The organism is Bacillus sp. FSL M8-0077 (assembly GCF_038050255.1).
GTDB lineage: Bacteria > Bacillota > Bacilli > Bacillales > Bacillaceae > Bacillus > Bacillus altitudinis.
Map to the genome: position 1 here is coordinate 617,337 of NZ_JBBPAF010000001.1, position 15,109 is coordinate 632,445.

The following is a 15,109-nucleotide window of genomic DNA, read 5'->3' on the forward strand; positions in this document are numbered from 1 at the left end:
CAGACTGACTTCCTATGGTTCATCTAAACTGAAAAAAGAAAAGGAGCCAACTACTATGAACAAACAGCAAACAGCAGCTTCCGACATTCGAACGCTGCCCATTATTATTTCATTTATCACAGCAGGATTTATTGGTCTGTTCAGTGAAACGGCACTCAACATGGCCCTAAGAAGTTTAACGTTAGACTTTGGCATTGAAGCAACGACCGCTCAGTGGCTCACAACCGGCTATTTATTAACACTAGGTATTCTTGTTCCAATTTCAGGCCTCATTCTTCAATGGTTTACAACAAGACAGCTTTTCATAACCTCACTGGTCTTTTCGATCATCGGTACATTTATTGCGGCCGTTGCACCAGTCTTTAGTATTTTAATGGTGGCACGTGTGGTGCAGGCAGTAGGAACAGCCTTGCTTCTTCCATTGATGTTTAATACGATTTTGGTCATCATTCCGCCTCATAAAAGAGGTAGATCAATGGGGATTATCGGTCTTGTCATTATGTTTGCCCCAGCAGTTGGTCCAACGGTCTCTGGTCTGATTCTTAAATCGTTAACATGGCATTGGATTTTTTGGATTTCGCTTCCGTTATTAATTGTTGCACTCGTATTTGGGTATATTTTTATGCAAAATATTACGGAACCCACAAGACCGAAAATCGACATTTTATCGATTGTGCTATCAACCATCGGTTTCGGTGGAATTGTGTATGGCTTTAGCAGTGCCGGTGAAGGCGGTGGCTGGAGCAGTATGCATGTAATTGTCGCGATTGTTGTAGGTGTCATAGGCATTCTTGTGTTCTCCCTACGACAGTTAAACATGAAAGAACCGATGTTGAATTTAAGCCCATTTAAATATCCAATGTTTGTGATCGGGTTACTTCTGATCTTAGTGTGTATGATGGTAATGCTGTCTGCTATGATGATTTTGCCATTATATCTGCAAACGTCCTTGGCACTGTCTACATTTACAGCTGGTTTAATGCTGCTGCCAGGTGGAATTATTAATGGACTGCTATCTCCAATCATGGGTGGGCTGTTTGATAAATTCGGTCCGAAGTGGCTTGTCATCCCAGGTCTTGTCATTGTCGCAGCGACCATGTTTGGCTTCACGAACTTAAGTATTAATACGTCAATCGGTTATATCGTGACGCTTCATATTACGTTAATGGTTGGGATTGCGATGATCATGATGCCTGCCCAAACAAACGGTTTGAATCAGCTGCCACCAGAGCTATATCCTCATGGTACAGCGATTATGAATACATTGCAGCAAGTGTCAGGAGCAATTGGAACTGCGGTTGGTATCTCGATCCTTTCATCAGGAGCCCGCAGTTTTATGCAAAATGTGGCTGATCCTACGAATCCAGTCAACAAGCTGCTAGCTTTTACAAATGGCGTCCAGCATGCCTTTATCTTTGCTGTCATCATGACAGTGATTGGCTTGGTGATTGCTTTCTTTATTAAACGAGTGAAAGTAGAACAGCAAGTATCATAATATATGAAAAGCACTGAGGACTTAGCGCCGCAGTGCTTTTTTTATTTATTCATAGGGGTGAATGCTTGTTTCAAAGGAGCTGAAAATGGGGAGATAGATAAAAAGAAACGACTCTCTGACGACATTGAAGGAAAAGGCGTAATTCGTAACGAATGGATAGAGATAAAAGAATAAGATAGGAGCTGAGATCATGAACTTAGACGAACAAATCAAAATGGCTGAGTCATTACGTCAACCACTTGAAGATTCATTAGCTAGTCAATCGGAACTAAAGCCAGTCCACCCTCCTGAAGTGAACAAAATGGAATATGATATCCCAACGGGTGCTGGAGAAACAAAGGTGTGGGTATTTAAACCTGTGAAAACATTGAAACAACCCCTACCTGTTTTCGTGAATTTGCATGGGGGCGGTTTTATACTTGGAAGTGCTGAAATGGATAATCATTGGTGTCCGGTCATAGCAGATCGTGCGGAGTGTATCGTTGTCAATGTGGAATATCAGCTGGCACCGGAACACCCTTTCCCGGCCGCTCTTCATGAATGCTACGATGTGATGAAATGGTTATATGAACATCCTGATGAACTACAAATAGACCCAAAACGATTAGCCATTGGCGGACATAGTGCAGGTGGGAATTTGGCAACAGCGGTTTGTCTGCTTGATATCCAAAAAGGGAACAAACTTCCGATTGTCTATCAAGTGCTTGATTATCCGCCGCTTGATTTGGCTACTGATCCAGCACAAAAGCCAGCGTTTGAAGAAGCAATTCCAGTTGAAATGGCCAGACTTTTTAATGCCTTCTACCTGCAAGGTCAAGATCCGCACAATCCGCTCGTTTCTCCAGTCTTTGCAGAGAGAGAAGTCTTAGCACAAATGCCCCCAGCTCTTGTTATCACAGCTGAGAAAGATTCACTAGCTGAAGAAGCTGAGCATTATGCGGACAAGCTAAAAGAAGCAGGGGTAGATGTCACATACAAACAATTTAAAGGAGTCCCTCATGCGTTCACTCATGCCGGAGATTTAGAGATAGCTGAAGAGGCTTGGCATCTGATGAGCGATCAGCTTAAGAAGGCGTTTGAATAAGAAATATTCGGATATAAGTAAAAAGCACAGAGCTTTTTGGGACTGACCCCATAAGATGAGACAAATAAAAAACACCTTCAAGTTTGAAAATGGATCGTTGTGATCCGAAATAAAACATGGAGGTGTTTTTTCTATGGGGACAAGAGTGAGTTATCCGGTTGAAGTCAAACAGAAGGCTGTAGAAATGAGATTGGCAGGCGTACCTATGAAAGAGATCATGCAGAAATTGAATATCAAGAATAAGACGCAGGTTCAGACATGGGTGAGGTGGCATAAGGCTGGGGATACACACCGGTTCGAACAGCCTGTTGGAAAACAATATACCTATGGAAAGGGTCCCGAGTACTCTTCCGAATTAGAGAGACTGCAGGCAGAAAATCGCTATTTGAGTCAACAGAATGAAGTTTTAAAAAAGTACAACGAATTGGAAAGGAAGTTGATAAGGAAACGTCAATCAAACTGGTAGAAGAATTGTGCAAAACGATGACAGTACAGGACATCTGTGTCCATTTAGGCATCTCACGCACTTCGTACTATAGATGGAAAAAGGATCTGACTCAGAATCATTCTAAAAGACAACTAGAGAAACAAATCGGCACGTTGTGCCGAAAGCACAAATATCGATATGGTTATCGAAAAATCACAGCCATACTAAAAAGGAGAATGCGTATTAACCATAAAACTGTTCAACGTATCATGCAGAAAAACCAGTGGCAATGCCGGGTTAAAATGAAAAAGCGTAAGAAGAATGGGCAGCCCTATGCCGTGGCCGGTAATATACTGGATCGGAACTTTCAGTCTGATCGCCCTCTTGAAAAACTAGTAACGGACATCACGTATTTGCCTTATGGACAGAAACAATTGTACCTTTCCAGTATATTGGATTTATATAATGGAGAAGTGATTGCTTTTACGATTGGTGATAAGCAGGACACAGACTTTATCTTAAACACACTTAATCAGCTCCCAGCACTGCCTGAGAATTGCGTGTTACATAGCGATCAAGGTTCTGTGTATACATCTTACGAGTATCAGAAAGCTGTTCATATAAAAGGCATTACCATGAGCATGTCCCGTAAAGGGACGCCCGCTGATAATGCCTCCATCGAATCGTTTCATTCCTCACTAAAGTCTGAAACGTTCTATCTTAACAGGATTGACCGCACTACGACCAACATCGTAGAACGCACTGTCAAAGAATACATTTATTATTATAACAACATTCGTATTCAAACGAAACTAAACAACCAATCACCGATAAACTATCGGCAACTGGCTGTTTCATAAAGGTGTTTTGATCCCTGTCTCAAAAACGGGGGTCAGTCCCTTTTTTCTGTGCTTTTTTTGTGTTCTCGCTGACGTCCTGAAAAGAAGTGTAGATACAACAATCGCAGCTGTCGATATAATAGTAAGATAAAAGAGATCTAAAAAGGAGCTAATAGAATGAAAAAAGAGACACTACAGGCATTTTGTCTTTCTTTACAAGGAGCAACCCACGACTATCAACCTGAGTGGCAGGCAGATCGTTATCATATAGGTGGAAAGATGTTCGCCATGATGGGGGGAGACGTCGATCGCAAGCCAGTCATCACTTTAAAATGTGATCCGCAACGCGCTGAAGAATTAAGAGAAATGCATGAAGGAATTATTCCTGGCTATTACATGAATAAGACGCATTGGAATTCTATTTATCTCGATGCAGATATTCCATCTTCATTTGTCGAAGAGCTAATTGAACATTCCTATCAACTGGTTTTTCACAAATTAACAAAAAAAGCTCAGCAGGCTATCCTCCAACATGATTCAAAAGAAACCGATTAAAAGCTGAACGTTCAGTTGTTCATGTCTCTTTGAATCTCTTCAAAATTGACTAGAGTCACATGCTCTCGCTATACTTTAAACAGCTGGAAGATACGAATAGGGGGATATACAATGGGCTATACAGTCATTACAGGGGCAAGTTCAGGTATTGGGTATGAAACGGCTTTGGCCTTTGCAGCAAGAGGGAAAAATCTGATCTTAGCTGCACGCCGGCTTGATAAACTCCAAGAACTGAAAGAAAAGATTCTAGAAACATATCCCGATATTCAAGTGAAAGTCCAGTCTGTTGATTTAACAGACAGAGAGCAAGTGTATTCTTTCTATGAGTCATTAGCTGGTGATGAGTTGGATACGTTCATTAATAATGCCGGGTTTGGCCATTTTGGTTCAATAGGAGAGCAGGATGTGAAAAAAATTGGGGACATGCTTCATCTCAATATTGAAGCGTTAACCATTTTATCCACTCTGTTTGTCCGTGATTATGAGCAAAAAGAGGGGACGCAGCTAATCAATATCTCTTCAAGAGCGGGTTATACCGTCGTCGCCAATGCTGTCACTTATTCAGCCACGAAATTTTATGTGAGCGCCTTTACAGAAGGGCTGGCCCTAGAATTGAAAGAAAAAGGAGCCAAATTACAGGCAAAAATATTAGCGCCTGCTGCGACAGAATCGGAATTTGCAAAGCGTTCATTAGATGTCGATCAATTCGAATATGAAGGCACTATCAAGAAATATCACACATCAAAAGAAATGGCAGCGTGCTTGCTTGAGCTTTACGACAGTTCAAAAACAGTTGGTATCGTTGATGGGAAGACATTTGATTTTGAATTGAAGGGCCCCATTTTTTCACACGCTGGCACAAGCATGAAATAAAAAGTTCCAATCACTGAGGATAGATTCTCTTAGCGATCAGCAGGTCACCGAGCTGAAAGATGTCTTGGATAATGTGGGCCACTGTCAACACATACTAGAATAGATAAAAACACCTACACATTAGGTGTTTTTTTATGCATTCTTTGATGAATGAAAGAATCGCAGGTCCAGTAGATGAGACTGCTGACAATCATGATCGGAAGGGATGTTGAGCTCTCGATTCCATCCATAACAAAAAGCATGACAATCATTGCTATCAGTAAGTAAGCCGCTAAATAAAGAGGATGAAAAGCCTTGGGCTGTAAAGAAAACAACAACTGTAAAGGTACCGCAAAGATGAAATAATAAACAAAAAAGATGGGAGTGTAAAGCATCATAAACGCAGGCTCGCCCTGAATCGGTGGATATACACATACGAACAAGCTGAGTAAAATGGAACTGAAGAATAGTGTGAGTAGGATTTTGTAAAATGGTTGAACGGAACGCACTGTATGTACTCCTTTTTTGTAAGATTTCCTATATTTTATCATAAATGGGTTGAGAACGATTTTTGAAGTCAGTTTAGGTATTATGATACAAAAAAATTTTGATAATAGTGCCCTTTTTCCTTTATTTGGTTCTGTGACTTTCACCTCATGCTGATGAATGAAGGAATGGTATAAAGTAAACCCTATAGACAGATAATTATTCATCACATTTAAGAAAAGAGATGATCTTATGAACGTATCAAAATGGTTTGGTGCTGCCCTTCTTTCTGTTTCACTAATGCTGACAGCAGCTTGTGCCAACAGTGGCACTCAAGAGAATAATCAAAGCAATCAAGAAAGCACTACCAGTGAAACAAAAGGAAAAAACACGGCTGTTGAGACAGGGAACAAGTCTTTATCCAATATTAAGGTGCTAGCAACAGGCGGGACGATTGCCGGTAGTTCAGACAGTAATACGGATACGACTGGATATAAATCTGGTGCACTTGGAATCGATAAAGTCATTGCTTCAGTACCACAGCTGAAGGATATTGCAAATGTCACGGGTGAGCAAGTAGCGAATGTCGGCAGTGAAAATGTTGATAACGCTCTTCTTTTAAAATTAGCGAAACGAGTCAATCAGCTTTTAAATGATGATCAAGTGGATGGCATTGTGGTGACACATGGTACAGATACGCTAGAAGAAACGGCCTATTTTTTACATTTGGTTGTAAAAAGTGATAAGCCAGTTGTGGTCGTGGGTTCCATGAGGCCAGCATCTGCAATTAGTGCGGATGGCCCGCTTAACTTGTATCATGCAGTGAAAATTGCTTCGACAAAAGAAGCCAAAGGCAAAGGTGTAATGGTGACACTAAATGACCGAATCGCCTCTGCTCGCTTTATTACGAAGACAAATACCACCACAACAGATTCGTTCAAGTCTCTTGAGCAAGGGTACATTGGAGAAGTGGCGGGGGAAGTTGTCTCTTTTTATAACGAATCGACAAGAAAACATACAACTGACAGTGAATTCGATATTTCAAAGCTAAAAGAAATGCCGCAAGTGGATATCTTATACGGCTATCAAAATGACCAAAAGTATGTGTATGATGCTGCCGTTAAAGCAGGAGCGAAGGGTATTGTCGTTGCCGCCGCAGGAAATGGGACGATGTCAACAGAAGCGATCAATGGGGCAACAGATGCAGTGAAGAAAGACGTGGTGATCGTGAGGTCAAGCCGTGCAGGAAATGGCATTGTCACACATGAAAAAATGGATGATGAACATCATTTTGTCTCATCGGATTCATTAAATCCACAAAAAGCACGCATTTTACTCATGCTGGCTCTGACGAAAACAAAAGATCCAGATAAAATTCAATCCTATTACGAGCAGTATTAAAAAGAAGAAGACCCGACGAATCATTGGGTCTTTTTTATATGTGTACCTGATGTTCAGCCCGTTTTTTTAAAGAGAGTAAAATGTCTCTCCAAACATCATCTATATCAGTCAGAAAATGTCCTGCTTGCTCGATATAGTGCGTTTTGGCGTTTGGAATGTTGGGAGCAATGCTTTCTATCTCTGCAAAAGGGGCCATCTGATCCTCTTTTCCATGCCAGACATCCACAGGGATTTGTATATCTTTCATATCGAATGCCCATGACCGTGAGAGTAAATCTGGTTCATGAATACATTCATCAACAGATTGACGAGTGGCTTCGTATAAATGCCGCATCATCAGCTCCAGTTGCTCATCGGTTTGAAGAAATTGCCGATCCGATGGATGTAAATGTTTGTTCCCTTTTTTCGTTAGTTCCTTGAATTTTTCTGGTTTTTTTTCAATGAGTTTTTTCTGAGCGCGATAGCTTGCCTTTAAGAGCCAAGGCATTCTTTTACTGAGGAAAAAGGCAATCTTGTTCTCCTTTAGCATACTTTTAGGCGGTTTACCATCCTGAAATGGGGTGGTACTTGAGACGAGAGCAGCTGAAAGAATGCGGTCTGGCAATTGATAGGCACAACCAGCAGCGAATGCCCCACCTCCAGAGACACCAATCACTGAAAAATGGGAGATGTCAAGATGATCGGCCACTTCCTGTACGTCTTTTGCCCAGTCTAAAATGGTACGATCTGGTTGCGGATCAGATAAACCAAAACCAGGTCTGTCTAAAGAAATGAGACGAATGCCAAGCTCTTTTGAGATTGGATCATCATCTAAAAACATCACTCTCGATCCAGGCGTCCCATGAAAAAAGAATACTGGGAATCCTTCAAGATCACCGTATTGAGACAAACCAATATGACGTCCATCTTGCAAATGAATCCTGTCCATATGACCATCCCTTTCATCGTTAATCTAGCTTACATATTCATGCATGAAACGCCGGATTAAGGCGTTTCTTTCGCAATTTGATAGATTTTTTCGTAAAGCGATAATAATGTTTTTAGATCTTCTTTTGAAAGCTGGGCATAGTATTTTTGAATAAGATGCAGCTGAATTTTTTCAATATCTTTATGATAGTCATGGCCCTTTTGAGCAAAATCAACAATGATTTCTCTACGGTTATGTGGGTTAATCTCTCTTTTCACATATCCAAGCTGTTCAAGCTTTGATATGAGCTGGCTAGCGGCACTAGATGAAATGGAGAAATAATCAGCTAGTTCATTGATTGTTCTCGTCTTCGAACGCAGCAATTCAAGGGTCAGTTCTTGTTTGCTTGTTAAATCTGCATACTCATTTTTTAAGAATCGTTGATACTCTTCTACATAGATAGAGCCTAGTGCGTTTGAGTACTCAATGATTTTTTTGCTGTAATGAATGATATCCTCATCCAATGACATCACCTCTTTTCTCCTATATTATATGCGATCTTAATATTTAAGTGAAGTTAAATATTAAGAAAAATTAAATGAAAAGAGGATAGACTTGATGAGAAAATGACCTCTATCTCCACTTTTTCATCAACAATGGACAAAGAATACTTCTTGTTATCCCTAAGCATTCATAAAACATAGTTGGTTTGATTTTGAACATGTAGTAGGCTAAGGTGGCAATGAAAAGGTCATAAAAGAAAAACAAGTATACGTCCTTTTTGGTGATGGCATAAATGATCGTTTTGTTTGTTTTCACTTAGATTCACTCCTTTGGAAGTCGATGACTTTTTCATTGTATTATGGGCGATCTCCATTTATAATAAAAAAATAAACCAACTGGTCGGTTTTATTTGTCCGTGTGAAGAAAAGTAAGGTAGAAGGGATTGTTAATAGATGACAAGTGCACAGAGCGGGGCTGGAAAAAGTGAAAAGACGAAGCAGAAAATTGTCACCGCTTCACGTGATTTATTTGCGAAAAAAGGATATTCGGAAACATCCGTGCGAGATATTCTAGAGGCGGCTGAGATTAGTAAAGGCAACCTCTATCATCATTTTAAAGGAAAAGAGTTTTTGTTCCTTCATATTATGGAAGAGGATCATCGATTCATGATGGAGACATGGCATAAAGAGAAACAAACGCTGCACCGGGCCGTTGATAAGCTCGCAGGGTTTGCAGAGCTGCTTAGTCAAATGGGGATTAACTATCCTCTAATGAGAGCGAGTGAAGAATTTTGCGCCAGTGCATTTACATCAGATGAAGTCATGGAGCGGCTGAACAAGATTGATGTAGACTTTGATGATGTGATGAGAGACATCCTGCTTGAAGGAAACGAAGATGGTAGCTGGTCGATTCAGCATGTTGAATCAAAAGTGAAAATATTACTTTCTGTATTCTATGGATTAGACGTGTTATATAAAAATGACACGATGCAGCAGAGAAAGGATTTACAAAAAGAGGCGATCTCATTGTTTATTCACGGAATCAACCATCATGAGTAACAAGTGAGTCTGTAAAGGGGAAACAAACATCATGCAAAAACCGATTCGTGAGCAAAAAGCGGTACTTGTTATTTTATTAAGTAATATATTTATTGCGTTTTTAGGCATCGGTCTGATCATACCTGTCATGCCGCTCTTTATGAATGTCATGCATTTAACTGGCAGTACGATGGGATATCTTGTGGCAGCGTTTGCTGTTGCACAGCTTATCGCATCACCTATTGCGGGAAGATGGGTAGACCGATATGGAAGAAAGATCATGATTGTGTCTGGGCTGTTTCTATTCGCGTTATCAGAACTCGTTTTTGGCCTTGGGACACATGTGTATGTTCTGTATTTTGCAAGGCTTCTAGGCGGCATTAGTGCGGCATTTATCATGCCGGCTGTCACTGCCTATGTCGCTGATATCACAACCGTTCAAGATAGATCAAAGGCGATGGGGTATGTCTCTGCGGCCATTAGTACCGGTTTTATCATTGGTCCGGGAATTGGCGGATTTATTGCAGAATATGGCGTTCGTCTGCCGTTTTTCTTTGCAGCAGGGATTGCGTTTATTGCCGTGATTTCGTCTATGTTTATGCTGAAGGAACCATTAACAAAAGAAGAGCGAGAGAAACAAATGGATCAAGTGAAGGATTCGACCTTCTTTAAAGACTTGAAAAAATCAATCCATCCAAGCTATCTCATCGCCTTCATTATTGTGTTTGTGCTGGCGTTTGGACTATCTGCATATGAAACGGTCTTTAGCTTGTTTACAAATCACAAGTTTGGATTTGGTCCAAAGGATATTGCGATGATCATTACCGTCAGTTCAATTGTAGCCGTCATCATCCAAGTACTCGTGTTTGGTAAAATGGTGAATGCGCTTGGGGAGAAACGAGTTATTCAACTATGCTTGATTGTTGGAGCAGTTCTCGCTTTTGTTTCTACAGTCGTGTCAGGCTTTATGGTTGTGCTGATCGTGACGTGTGTGATTTTCCTTGCGTTCGATTTATTGCGCCCTGCACTCACGACCTTCTTATCAAAAATCGCTGGCAATCAGCAAGGATTTGTCGCAGGTATGAACTCTACCTACACAAGCCTTGGTACGATTTTTGGCCCGGCACTTGGGGGCATATTATTCGATCAAAATATTCATTTCCCATTCCTGTTTGCAGGTGTTGTCTTATTTCTTGGGTTAGGCTTAACCCTTATTTGGAAGGGGAAGGCGACAGAAGAGGCATCAGCAGAATAATAGACAAGAGACCTTTCAAATAAGGTCTCTTTTTTTAAGGCTGCGGCTTCAGGTGATTCAGTGCCTGCGCCATTTTTTGATTTTGCTGCTTTTTGTAAAATAGAAAGGCGATGATATGGCCTATTAATGTGAGAAAGGCAATACCGATAAAATAAGGCAATATCCATTCGAGCAATGCAGTCGAATATAAAGCGACGGCTCCTACTTGAAATCCTAAATTGACGACAGTGGAGATCAGAATGTTGATGGGTGCTGGAAAGGTAAAGTAGTTCCATAGTAAAGGATACATGACCCCAAAGACGATGCCTGCCAGAGTACCGATGGCAATGATGTGCCACACGTAATGAAAAGGGATAGAGGATGACCATTGAGTGATTGACAGGATGAGTGTCAGCCATACGATAGAGACAAAAGCTGTTTGCATAAATTGATGTTTTAGTTCCTTGATCATTTGAATCGCTCCTTTATATATTTGGCGTAATGACGACTGACGGTGTAGCTGTTTTTCGAGATGGTTTCGACCTCTAAGCGAGCGTACGTACCAGCGACAAAGCTGTCGACTTGCGCTAAATTGAGAATGACTGCATTGTTGATACGATAGAAATGTTCACGCTCTAACGACTTCAGATCCTTCAGCCGTTTGCTCAGAAAATACGTCATTCCTCCGGTTGTGATCACCTTTGACAGATGTCCAAGCGCAGAGATCGCTTCAATTTGATCTAATGGTAAAAGAGACTGCCGATCATTTTTTGGATCTTTGACTGTTAGAGATGTACTTGTCTCCAGCATTGATGCCATCTTTTGTAAACGTTCTTGATTATGTGGATGGCTGATGACGTCTACTTCCGTCACATCCTTTTCTTGATTCCAGATCAAACGAAATTTCATCCCTAAACCTCCTCTCACAATGAGCATAGCAATAGATGAAAGCGAATGCGATGGAATGTTGCTTTGATGCAGAAGAATTCTTTTTGTTGCAAAGAGTCACCGCGTGTCTGCGGCTTTCCTTTATAATGAAAAGATACTCGTTCGTGAATGGAGGAATGATGTTGTATCTTGTAGATCAACAAAGGACAGAAGCGGTAAAAGAGGAAATTCTGCGGATCGATCCTGCATATCCAGTGTTCGTAGATGCGATACTAGATGGCATGATACAAGGAGATTTATATGTGGATCACCGAGATCACCCGTGTGTCTATTTTGCAGGGACGACATCCGGCATTTATTATGTCGCAGGCAAGACAGAAGCAGCGCTCTCATTATGTTCAACGTTCATTGTGGATGTTTATAAAAAGCAGAAAAGAGATAACAGACGGTTCACTTTGTTTTCAGCAAATCCAACATCAGATGAGATGATGAAAAAATGCTTCGGTTCAAAACTGAATGAAATGCAAAGACATGCTTATTCTTATGATTTGACCTCTCCTGATCTGATTGTGCCTGATCAAGACGAAATGATCAAACGCACGAATGAACAAGTCATTGCCGCCAGCAAAGTATTCCCATCCAGCTATTATGAAGCATATTGGGGAGGAGTAGATCACTTTTTATCTAATGGCGTCGGAGTTGCCATTTTAAATGGTGAAGATGTGGTCAGTGAATGTATCTCTATTTTTTAAGTGAAAAACGTGTGGAAATCGATATTTGGACAGATGAAGCCTGCCGTGGAAAAGGATTGGCTTTGTTAGCAGCTCAGCAAATGATCAGCATCTGTGTTGAAAAAGGGAGGACACCGCATTGGGATTGCGATGTCCACCACGCAACCTCGGCCAAATTGGCAGAGAAGCTAGGTTTTCAGTGGACAAAGACGTATCGCTTATTTTATGCCTCACGCTGAAAAGGTTTTGAGATACCAAGCATCCATAGCAGAATGCTCTGAGCCTTCAATCGGTGCAGAAAGAAGAGAAAAGTCATACCGTTGATAAAGACCAGTAGCGGCTGTTAATTCACTGCGGGTTTCTAAATAACAAGCATCGTAGTATGTAGGGGCATATTGTAGGGCTGTATCCATCAATTTCTTGCCCGCACCTTTGCCTTGTGCTTTTGGGCTTAAATAAAGCTTTTGCAGCTCGCAAATGCCATCTGTGAAAGGGGCAATGCCAACGCCACCAACAACTTCACCATGTTCTTCGGCAATCCAATAGGCTGCATGAGTCAATGATTGATAGTATTCGAAAAGCTGATCAAGGTGTGGGTCTGTGTAGGCTGTACCTTCAATCGCAAGATTCGCTGATTCTAATGACTGGCGGATAATGGCCGAGATAAAAGGATTGTCCTGCTTTTGAATCGGTCTAATATTCATTGGAAAAACCTCCGTTGTCATAAGATAAAAAAGAAAAGGAGTTGATGCGATATGTTCTGGCTGCAAACCGCTATTTATACTGTCATTGTGCTTTGTCTCTCATGGTGGGCAGGGAAAAGACGCAGGGATCGCCGTGCCGGGATGGTCGTTCCGATATGTATCAGCTTGTTTGGATTGCTGTTATTGATCGGCAGTTTCTTCATTGGCAGATGGGAAGGGATGGCGCTCAGCATATCAAGCGTCTCTATCGTTCTCTCTTCTATCATTTGTTTGATCATCGTTACAGGGGTTCATTTGTTTAAAAAAGATGACCCTTCGTAGGCTGGGACATCTTTATGATTTGATTCTATCGTATTCCTCACGAAGGATGCCCATCATGATGACATCCGAATAAGCACCGTTGAAATAGAGCGCTTGACGTCTTTTTCCTTCATATTGAAATCCGGCTTTCTCATAACTCCGAAAGGCTCGTGGGTTATGGGAAAAGACTTCAAGCTCAAGCCGATTGAGTTCTAACGTCTCAAAGGCAAATGTTTGAACCATCCGAACAGCCTCAGTGCCATACCCTTTGTGAAAATGCTCTGGACCATGCAGCGCAATGCGAAAACTTGCCGTATGGTTCATCGGATCAATATCCACAATCGCCGCATCCCCGATCATTTCTTTCGTGTCTAGCAGACAAATAGCAAAGTCTCGTCTACTGTCATCCAGCAGAAAACGGGTATAGGCTGAACGAATTTCTTCTAGTGTGAACGTTTTGCGTGTGCCAGTCATATAAAGTGTTTCTGCATGCTGGCATCCCCTATGAATACCAGGATAATCTTTTTCTTCAATCGGTCTCAAGAATAATCGCGTCATGATGGATCAGCCTCCTCTATATATCGGGAGATTTCAATTAAGTTCATATCAGGATCACGGATATAAATGGATTCAATCGGACCTAATGCACCAGAACGTCTGACCGGACCTTCTTCAATTGGAACAACCTGCTTTCGAAGATGAAGCAATAAACTGTCTATATCTAAATCGGTGATAAAACACAAGTCAGCAGATCCAGGCTGGGGATGAGCAGCTTTTGGTTCAAATTCATGACCCGCTTCATGAAGGTTGATCTTTTGTAAGCCAAAACGAAGGGCTTTACGGCCTTCTCCAAAAGTTTCTTCCTTCATTCCTAATACGTTTGTATAAAAGCGAATGGTTTCCTCCATATGTTGTACAGTCAACACGATATGATCAAGTCGTCGTATCATCAGTCTCTCCTCCAAGTATGATCATTGTTTGAACTGCTTCTATTATATCATCCCTTGAAGAAGATACCTTATTTGATCACGGTTTTATAACTCCAGCTTTCTAGGGACATGTTTTCTCCGTGCAGCACTCTCTCATCAAACTCCGTCCACCCATTTTTTCGATAGAAATGACGATTGGCCTCGTTGTGTGTAATCAGTGTGAACAGTCCGCCGCCTTGCCGGGCGATAAAGGGGAAAAGACATTGCTTTAACATACGGCTTCCAAGTTTTTTTCCTTGTTGGTCTTTTGCAACGACAAGAGCTTCTAAATACCAGTAAGGTTTCTTTAAGGAGGAACACGCTTTTTTTGCCTCCTTTAACATACGGAACACATGCTGAATCGCCGATATGCCGCCAGTAAAGAGTAGCTTTAACCCACCAGATAACACATAATCCATGAGTCCTGGTTCAGGAAGACGGGGATGTTTTAACAGGGCGGCAGACACAATTTTCTCGTTCTCAACCCCGACCAAACAGATTTGATGCTGAAAATATACCTTTGTATTGATCAAATGCAGCTGACGGGCGAAAGCAGAACGCTTGGTCACCTTTTCGCATAATAAATCAAAAAATGAATAGTTCTGAAATGAATCATCTAACAACGCTGCCACTTGAGGCAGTTCATCCTCTCTAGCAAGTCTGAATTGAAACATATGATGGTCCTCCTTTTTTGAAC

Annotated in this window: 18 protein-coding genes and 1 pseudogene; 10 read left to right on the forward strand and 9 right to left on the reverse strand. The window is 41.3% G+C overall.

The features are described from left to right. Window positions 1–55 precede the first annotated feature (55 nt). From NST57_RS03010 to NST57_RS03040, 6 genes are all read left to right on the forward strand, one after another. Window positions 56–1,495 (forward strand): DHA2 family efflux MFS transporter permease subunit, encoded by a 1,440-nt coding sequence (locus NST57_RS03010; protein ID WP_341298012.1) that lies wholly within the window; start codon window positions 56–58, stop codon window positions 1,493–1,495. Between the two features lie 190 nt (window positions 1,496–1,685). Beyond that, a complete protein-coding gene (locus NST57_RS03015) occupies window positions 1,686–2,579 on the forward strand; it encodes an alpha/beta hydrolase (protein ID WP_341298013.1) in 894 nt (297 codons plus the stop codon). Between the two features lie 133 nt (window positions 2,580–2,712). Then, window positions 2,713–3,866, forward strand: a protein-coding gene (locus NST57_RS03020; RefSeq protein ID WP_142155068.1) for an IS3 family transposase whose coding sequence is annotated in 2 segments (ribosomal slippage) — window positions 2,713–2,986 and window positions 2,986–3,866 — 1,155 coding nt in all. Because the reading frame shifts where the segments join, the coding sequence is not laid out codon by codon here. Between the two features lie 156 nt (window positions 3,867–4,022). Beyond that, the gene (locus tag NST57_RS03025) at window positions 4,023–4,400 is read left to right on the forward strand and encodes an MmcQ/YjbR family DNA-binding protein (RefSeq protein ID WP_019743360.1); all 378 of its coding nucleotides are present in this window, start codon (window positions 4,023–4,025) and stop codon (window positions 4,398–4,400) included. A 111-nt stretch (window positions 4,401–4,511) separates the two neighbouring features. Beyond that, complete coding sequence (locus NST57_RS03030) at window positions 4,512–5,273, forward strand: SDR family NAD(P)-dependent oxidoreductase (RefSeq protein WP_142154140.1); 762 nt, start codon at window positions 4,512–4,514, stop codon at window positions 5,271–5,273. A gap of 717 nt (window positions 5,274–5,990) precedes the next feature. Then, entirely contained in the window at window positions 5,991–7,139 is a 1,149-nt protein-coding gene (locus tag NST57_RS03040) for a type II asparaginase (RefSeq protein ID WP_341298015.1), read from the forward strand. A gap of 34 nt (window positions 7,140–7,173) precedes the next feature. On the opposite strand, the gene NST57_RS03045 is transcribed toward NST57_RS03040, so the two are convergent. The 3 genes from NST57_RS03045 to NST57_RS03055 form a co-directional block, all read right to left on the reverse strand. Further along, window positions 7,174–8,067 carry an alpha/beta fold hydrolase gene (locus NST57_RS03045; protein WP_142154146.1) on the reverse strand — a complete coding sequence of 298 codons (894 nt, stop codon included), beginning with the start codon at window positions 8,065–8,067 and terminating at the stop codon, window positions 7,174–7,176. A 56-nt stretch (window positions 8,068–8,123) separates the two neighbouring features. Further along, on the reverse strand, window positions 8,124–8,576 hold the full coding sequence (locus tag NST57_RS03050; RefSeq protein WP_007496431.1) for a MarR family winged helix-turn-helix transcriptional regulator: 453 nt from the start codon (window positions 8,574–8,576) through the stop codon (window positions 8,124–8,126). Between the two features lie 103 nt (window positions 8,577–8,679). Beyond that, window positions 8,680–8,865 carry a hypothetical protein gene (locus tag NST57_RS03055; protein WP_142154148.1) on the reverse strand — a complete coding sequence of 62 codons (186 nt, stop codon included), beginning with the start codon at window positions 8,863–8,865 and terminating at the stop codon, window positions 8,680–8,682. A 137-nt stretch (window positions 8,866–9,002) separates the two neighbouring features. Between NST57_RS03055 and NST57_RS03060 the strand changes: the two genes are divergently transcribed. Both NST57_RS03060 and NST57_RS03065 read left to right on the forward strand, forming a co-directional pair. Beyond that, complete coding sequence (locus NST57_RS03060) at window positions 9,003–9,608, forward strand: TetR/AcrR family transcriptional regulator (protein WP_341298016.1); 606 nt, start codon at window positions 9,003–9,005, stop codon at window positions 9,606–9,608. A gap of 31 nt (window positions 9,609–9,639) precedes the next feature. Then, window positions 9,640–10,842: an MFS transporter gene (locus NST57_RS03065; protein ID WP_341298017.1), complete on the forward strand. Its 1,203-nt coding sequence runs from the start codon at window positions 9,640–9,642 to the stop codon at window positions 10,840–10,842. Between the two features lie 34 nt (window positions 10,843–10,876). Here NST57_RS03065 and NST57_RS03070 read toward each other — a convergent pair whose 3' ends face one another. Together NST57_RS03070 and NST57_RS03075 are read right to left on the reverse strand one after the other, a co-directional pair. After that, complete coding sequence (locus NST57_RS03070) at window positions 10,877–11,293, reverse strand: hypothetical protein (RefSeq protein ID WP_341298018.1); 417 nt, start codon at window positions 11,291–11,293, stop codon at window positions 10,877–10,879. Then, on the reverse strand, window positions 11,290–11,730 hold the full coding sequence (locus tag NST57_RS03075; protein ID WP_341298019.1) for a LytTR family DNA-binding domain-containing protein: 441 nt from the start codon (window positions 11,728–11,730) through the stop codon (window positions 11,290–11,292). The genes NST57_RS03070 and NST57_RS03075 overlap by 4 nt, the downstream gene beginning before the upstream one ends. Before the next feature lie 260 nt (window positions 11,731–11,990). On the opposite strand from NST57_RS03075, the pseudogene NST57_RS03080 reads away from it, so the two are divergent. Then, window positions 11,991–12,679, forward strand: a pseudogene (locus NST57_RS03080) (GNAT family N-acetyltransferase). On the opposite strand, the gene NST57_RS03085 reads toward NST57_RS03080, so the two are convergent. Then, the gene (locus NST57_RS03085) at window positions 12,671–13,144 is read right to left on the reverse strand and encodes a GNAT family N-acetyltransferase (protein WP_341298020.1); all 474 of its coding nucleotides are present in this window, start codon (window positions 13,142–13,144) and stop codon (window positions 12,671–12,673) included. The pseudogene NST57_RS03080 and the gene NST57_RS03085 sit on opposite strands and share 9 nt — an antisense overlap. Before the next feature lie 51 nt (window positions 13,145–13,195). On the opposite strand from NST57_RS03085, the gene NST57_RS03090 reads away from it, so the two are divergent. Then, window positions 13,196–13,465, forward strand: coding sequence for a YesK family protein (locus NST57_RS03090; RefSeq protein ID WP_142154157.1), 270 nt, complete (start codon window positions 13,196–13,198; stop codon window positions 13,463–13,465). A gap of 12 nt (window positions 13,466–13,477) precedes the next feature. Here the strand turns inward: NST57_RS03090 and NST57_RS03095 are convergent, their stop codons facing one another. From NST57_RS03095 to NST57_RS03105, 3 genes are all read right to left on the reverse strand, one after another. After that, the gene (locus NST57_RS03095; protein ID WP_048002345.1) at window positions 13,478–14,002 is read right to left on the reverse strand and encodes a GNAT family N-acetyltransferase; all 525 of its coding nucleotides are present in this window, start codon (window positions 14,000–14,002) and stop codon (window positions 13,478–13,480) included. Further along, window positions 13,999–14,394 carry a VOC family protein gene (locus tag NST57_RS03100; RefSeq protein WP_008346708.1) on the reverse strand — a complete coding sequence of 132 codons (396 nt, stop codon included), beginning with the start codon at window positions 14,392–14,394 and terminating at the stop codon, window positions 13,999–14,001. The genes NST57_RS03095 and NST57_RS03100 overlap by 4 nt, the downstream gene beginning before the upstream one ends. Window positions 14,395–14,462: 68 nt before the next feature. Next, window positions 14,463–15,086 carry a GNAT family N-acetyltransferase gene (locus NST57_RS03105; RefSeq protein WP_060832111.1) on the reverse strand — a complete coding sequence of 208 codons (624 nt, stop codon included), beginning with the start codon at window positions 15,084–15,086 and terminating at the stop codon, window positions 14,463–14,465. Between the last annotated feature and the right edge of the window lie 23 nt (window positions 15,087–15,109).

Excerpts from the sequence above, each read along its gene's own strand:
- NST57_RS03070 (WP_341298018.1), bottom strand. The coding sequence starts at position 11,293 with ATGATCAAGGAACTAAAACATCAATTTATGCAAACAGCTTTTGTCTCT.
- NST57_RS03065 (WP_341298017.1), top strand. The coding sequence starts at position 9,640 with ATGCAAAAACCGATTCGTGAGCAAAAAGCGGTACTTGTTATTTTATTA.
- NST57_RS03010 (WP_341298012.1), top strand. The coding sequence starts at position 56 with ATGAACAAACAGCAAACAGCAGCTTCCGACATTCGAACGCTGCCCATT.
- NST57_RS03105 (WP_060832111.1), bottom strand. The coding sequence starts at position 15,086 with ATGTTTCAATTCAGACTTGCTAGAGAGGATGAACTGCCTCAAGTGGCA.
- NST57_RS03095 (WP_048002345.1), bottom strand. The coding sequence starts at position 14,002 with ATGACGCGATTATTCTTGAGACCGATTGAAGAAAAAGATTATCCTGGT.
- NST57_RS03085 (WP_341298020.1), bottom strand. The coding sequence starts at position 13,144 with ATGAATATTAGACCGATTCAAAAGCAGGACAATCCTTTTATCTCGGCC.
- NST57_RS03030 (WP_142154140.1), top strand. The coding sequence starts at position 4,512 with ATGGGCTATACAGTCATTACAGGGGCAAGTTCAGGTATTGGGTATGAA.
- NST57_RS03040 (WP_341298015.1), top strand. The coding sequence starts at position 5,991 with ATGAACGTATCAAAATGGTTTGGTGCTGCCCTTCTTTCTGTTTCACTA.
- NST57_RS03060 (WP_341298016.1), top strand. The coding sequence starts at position 9,003 with ATGACAAGTGCACAGAGCGGGGCTGGAAAAAGTGAAAAGACGAAGCAG.
- NST57_RS03090 (WP_142154157.1), top strand. The coding sequence starts at position 13,196 with ATGTTCTGGCTGCAAACCGCTATTTATACTGTCATTGTGCTTTGTCTC.
- NST57_RS03015 (WP_341298013.1), top strand. The coding sequence starts at position 1,686 with ATGAACTTAGACGAACAAATCAAAATGGCTGAGTCATTACGTCAACCA.
- NST57_RS03050 (WP_007496431.1), bottom strand. The coding sequence starts at position 8,576 with ATGTCATTGGATGAGGATATCATTCATTACAGCAAAAAAATCATTGAG.
- NST57_RS03100 (WP_008346708.1), bottom strand. The coding sequence starts at position 14,394 with ATGATACGACGACTTGATCATATCGTGTTGACTGTACAACATATGGAG.
- NST57_RS03075 (WP_341298019.1), bottom strand. The coding sequence starts at position 11,730 with ATGAAATTTCGTTTGATCTGGAATCAAGAAAAGGATGTGACGGAAGTA.
- NST57_RS03025 (WP_019743360.1), top strand. The coding sequence starts at position 4,023 with ATGAAAAAAGAGACACTACAGGCATTTTGTCTTTCTTTACAAGGAGCA.
- NST57_RS03045 (WP_142154146.1), bottom strand. The coding sequence starts at position 8,067 with ATGGACAGGATTCATTTGCAAGATGGACGTCATATTGGTTTGTCTCAA.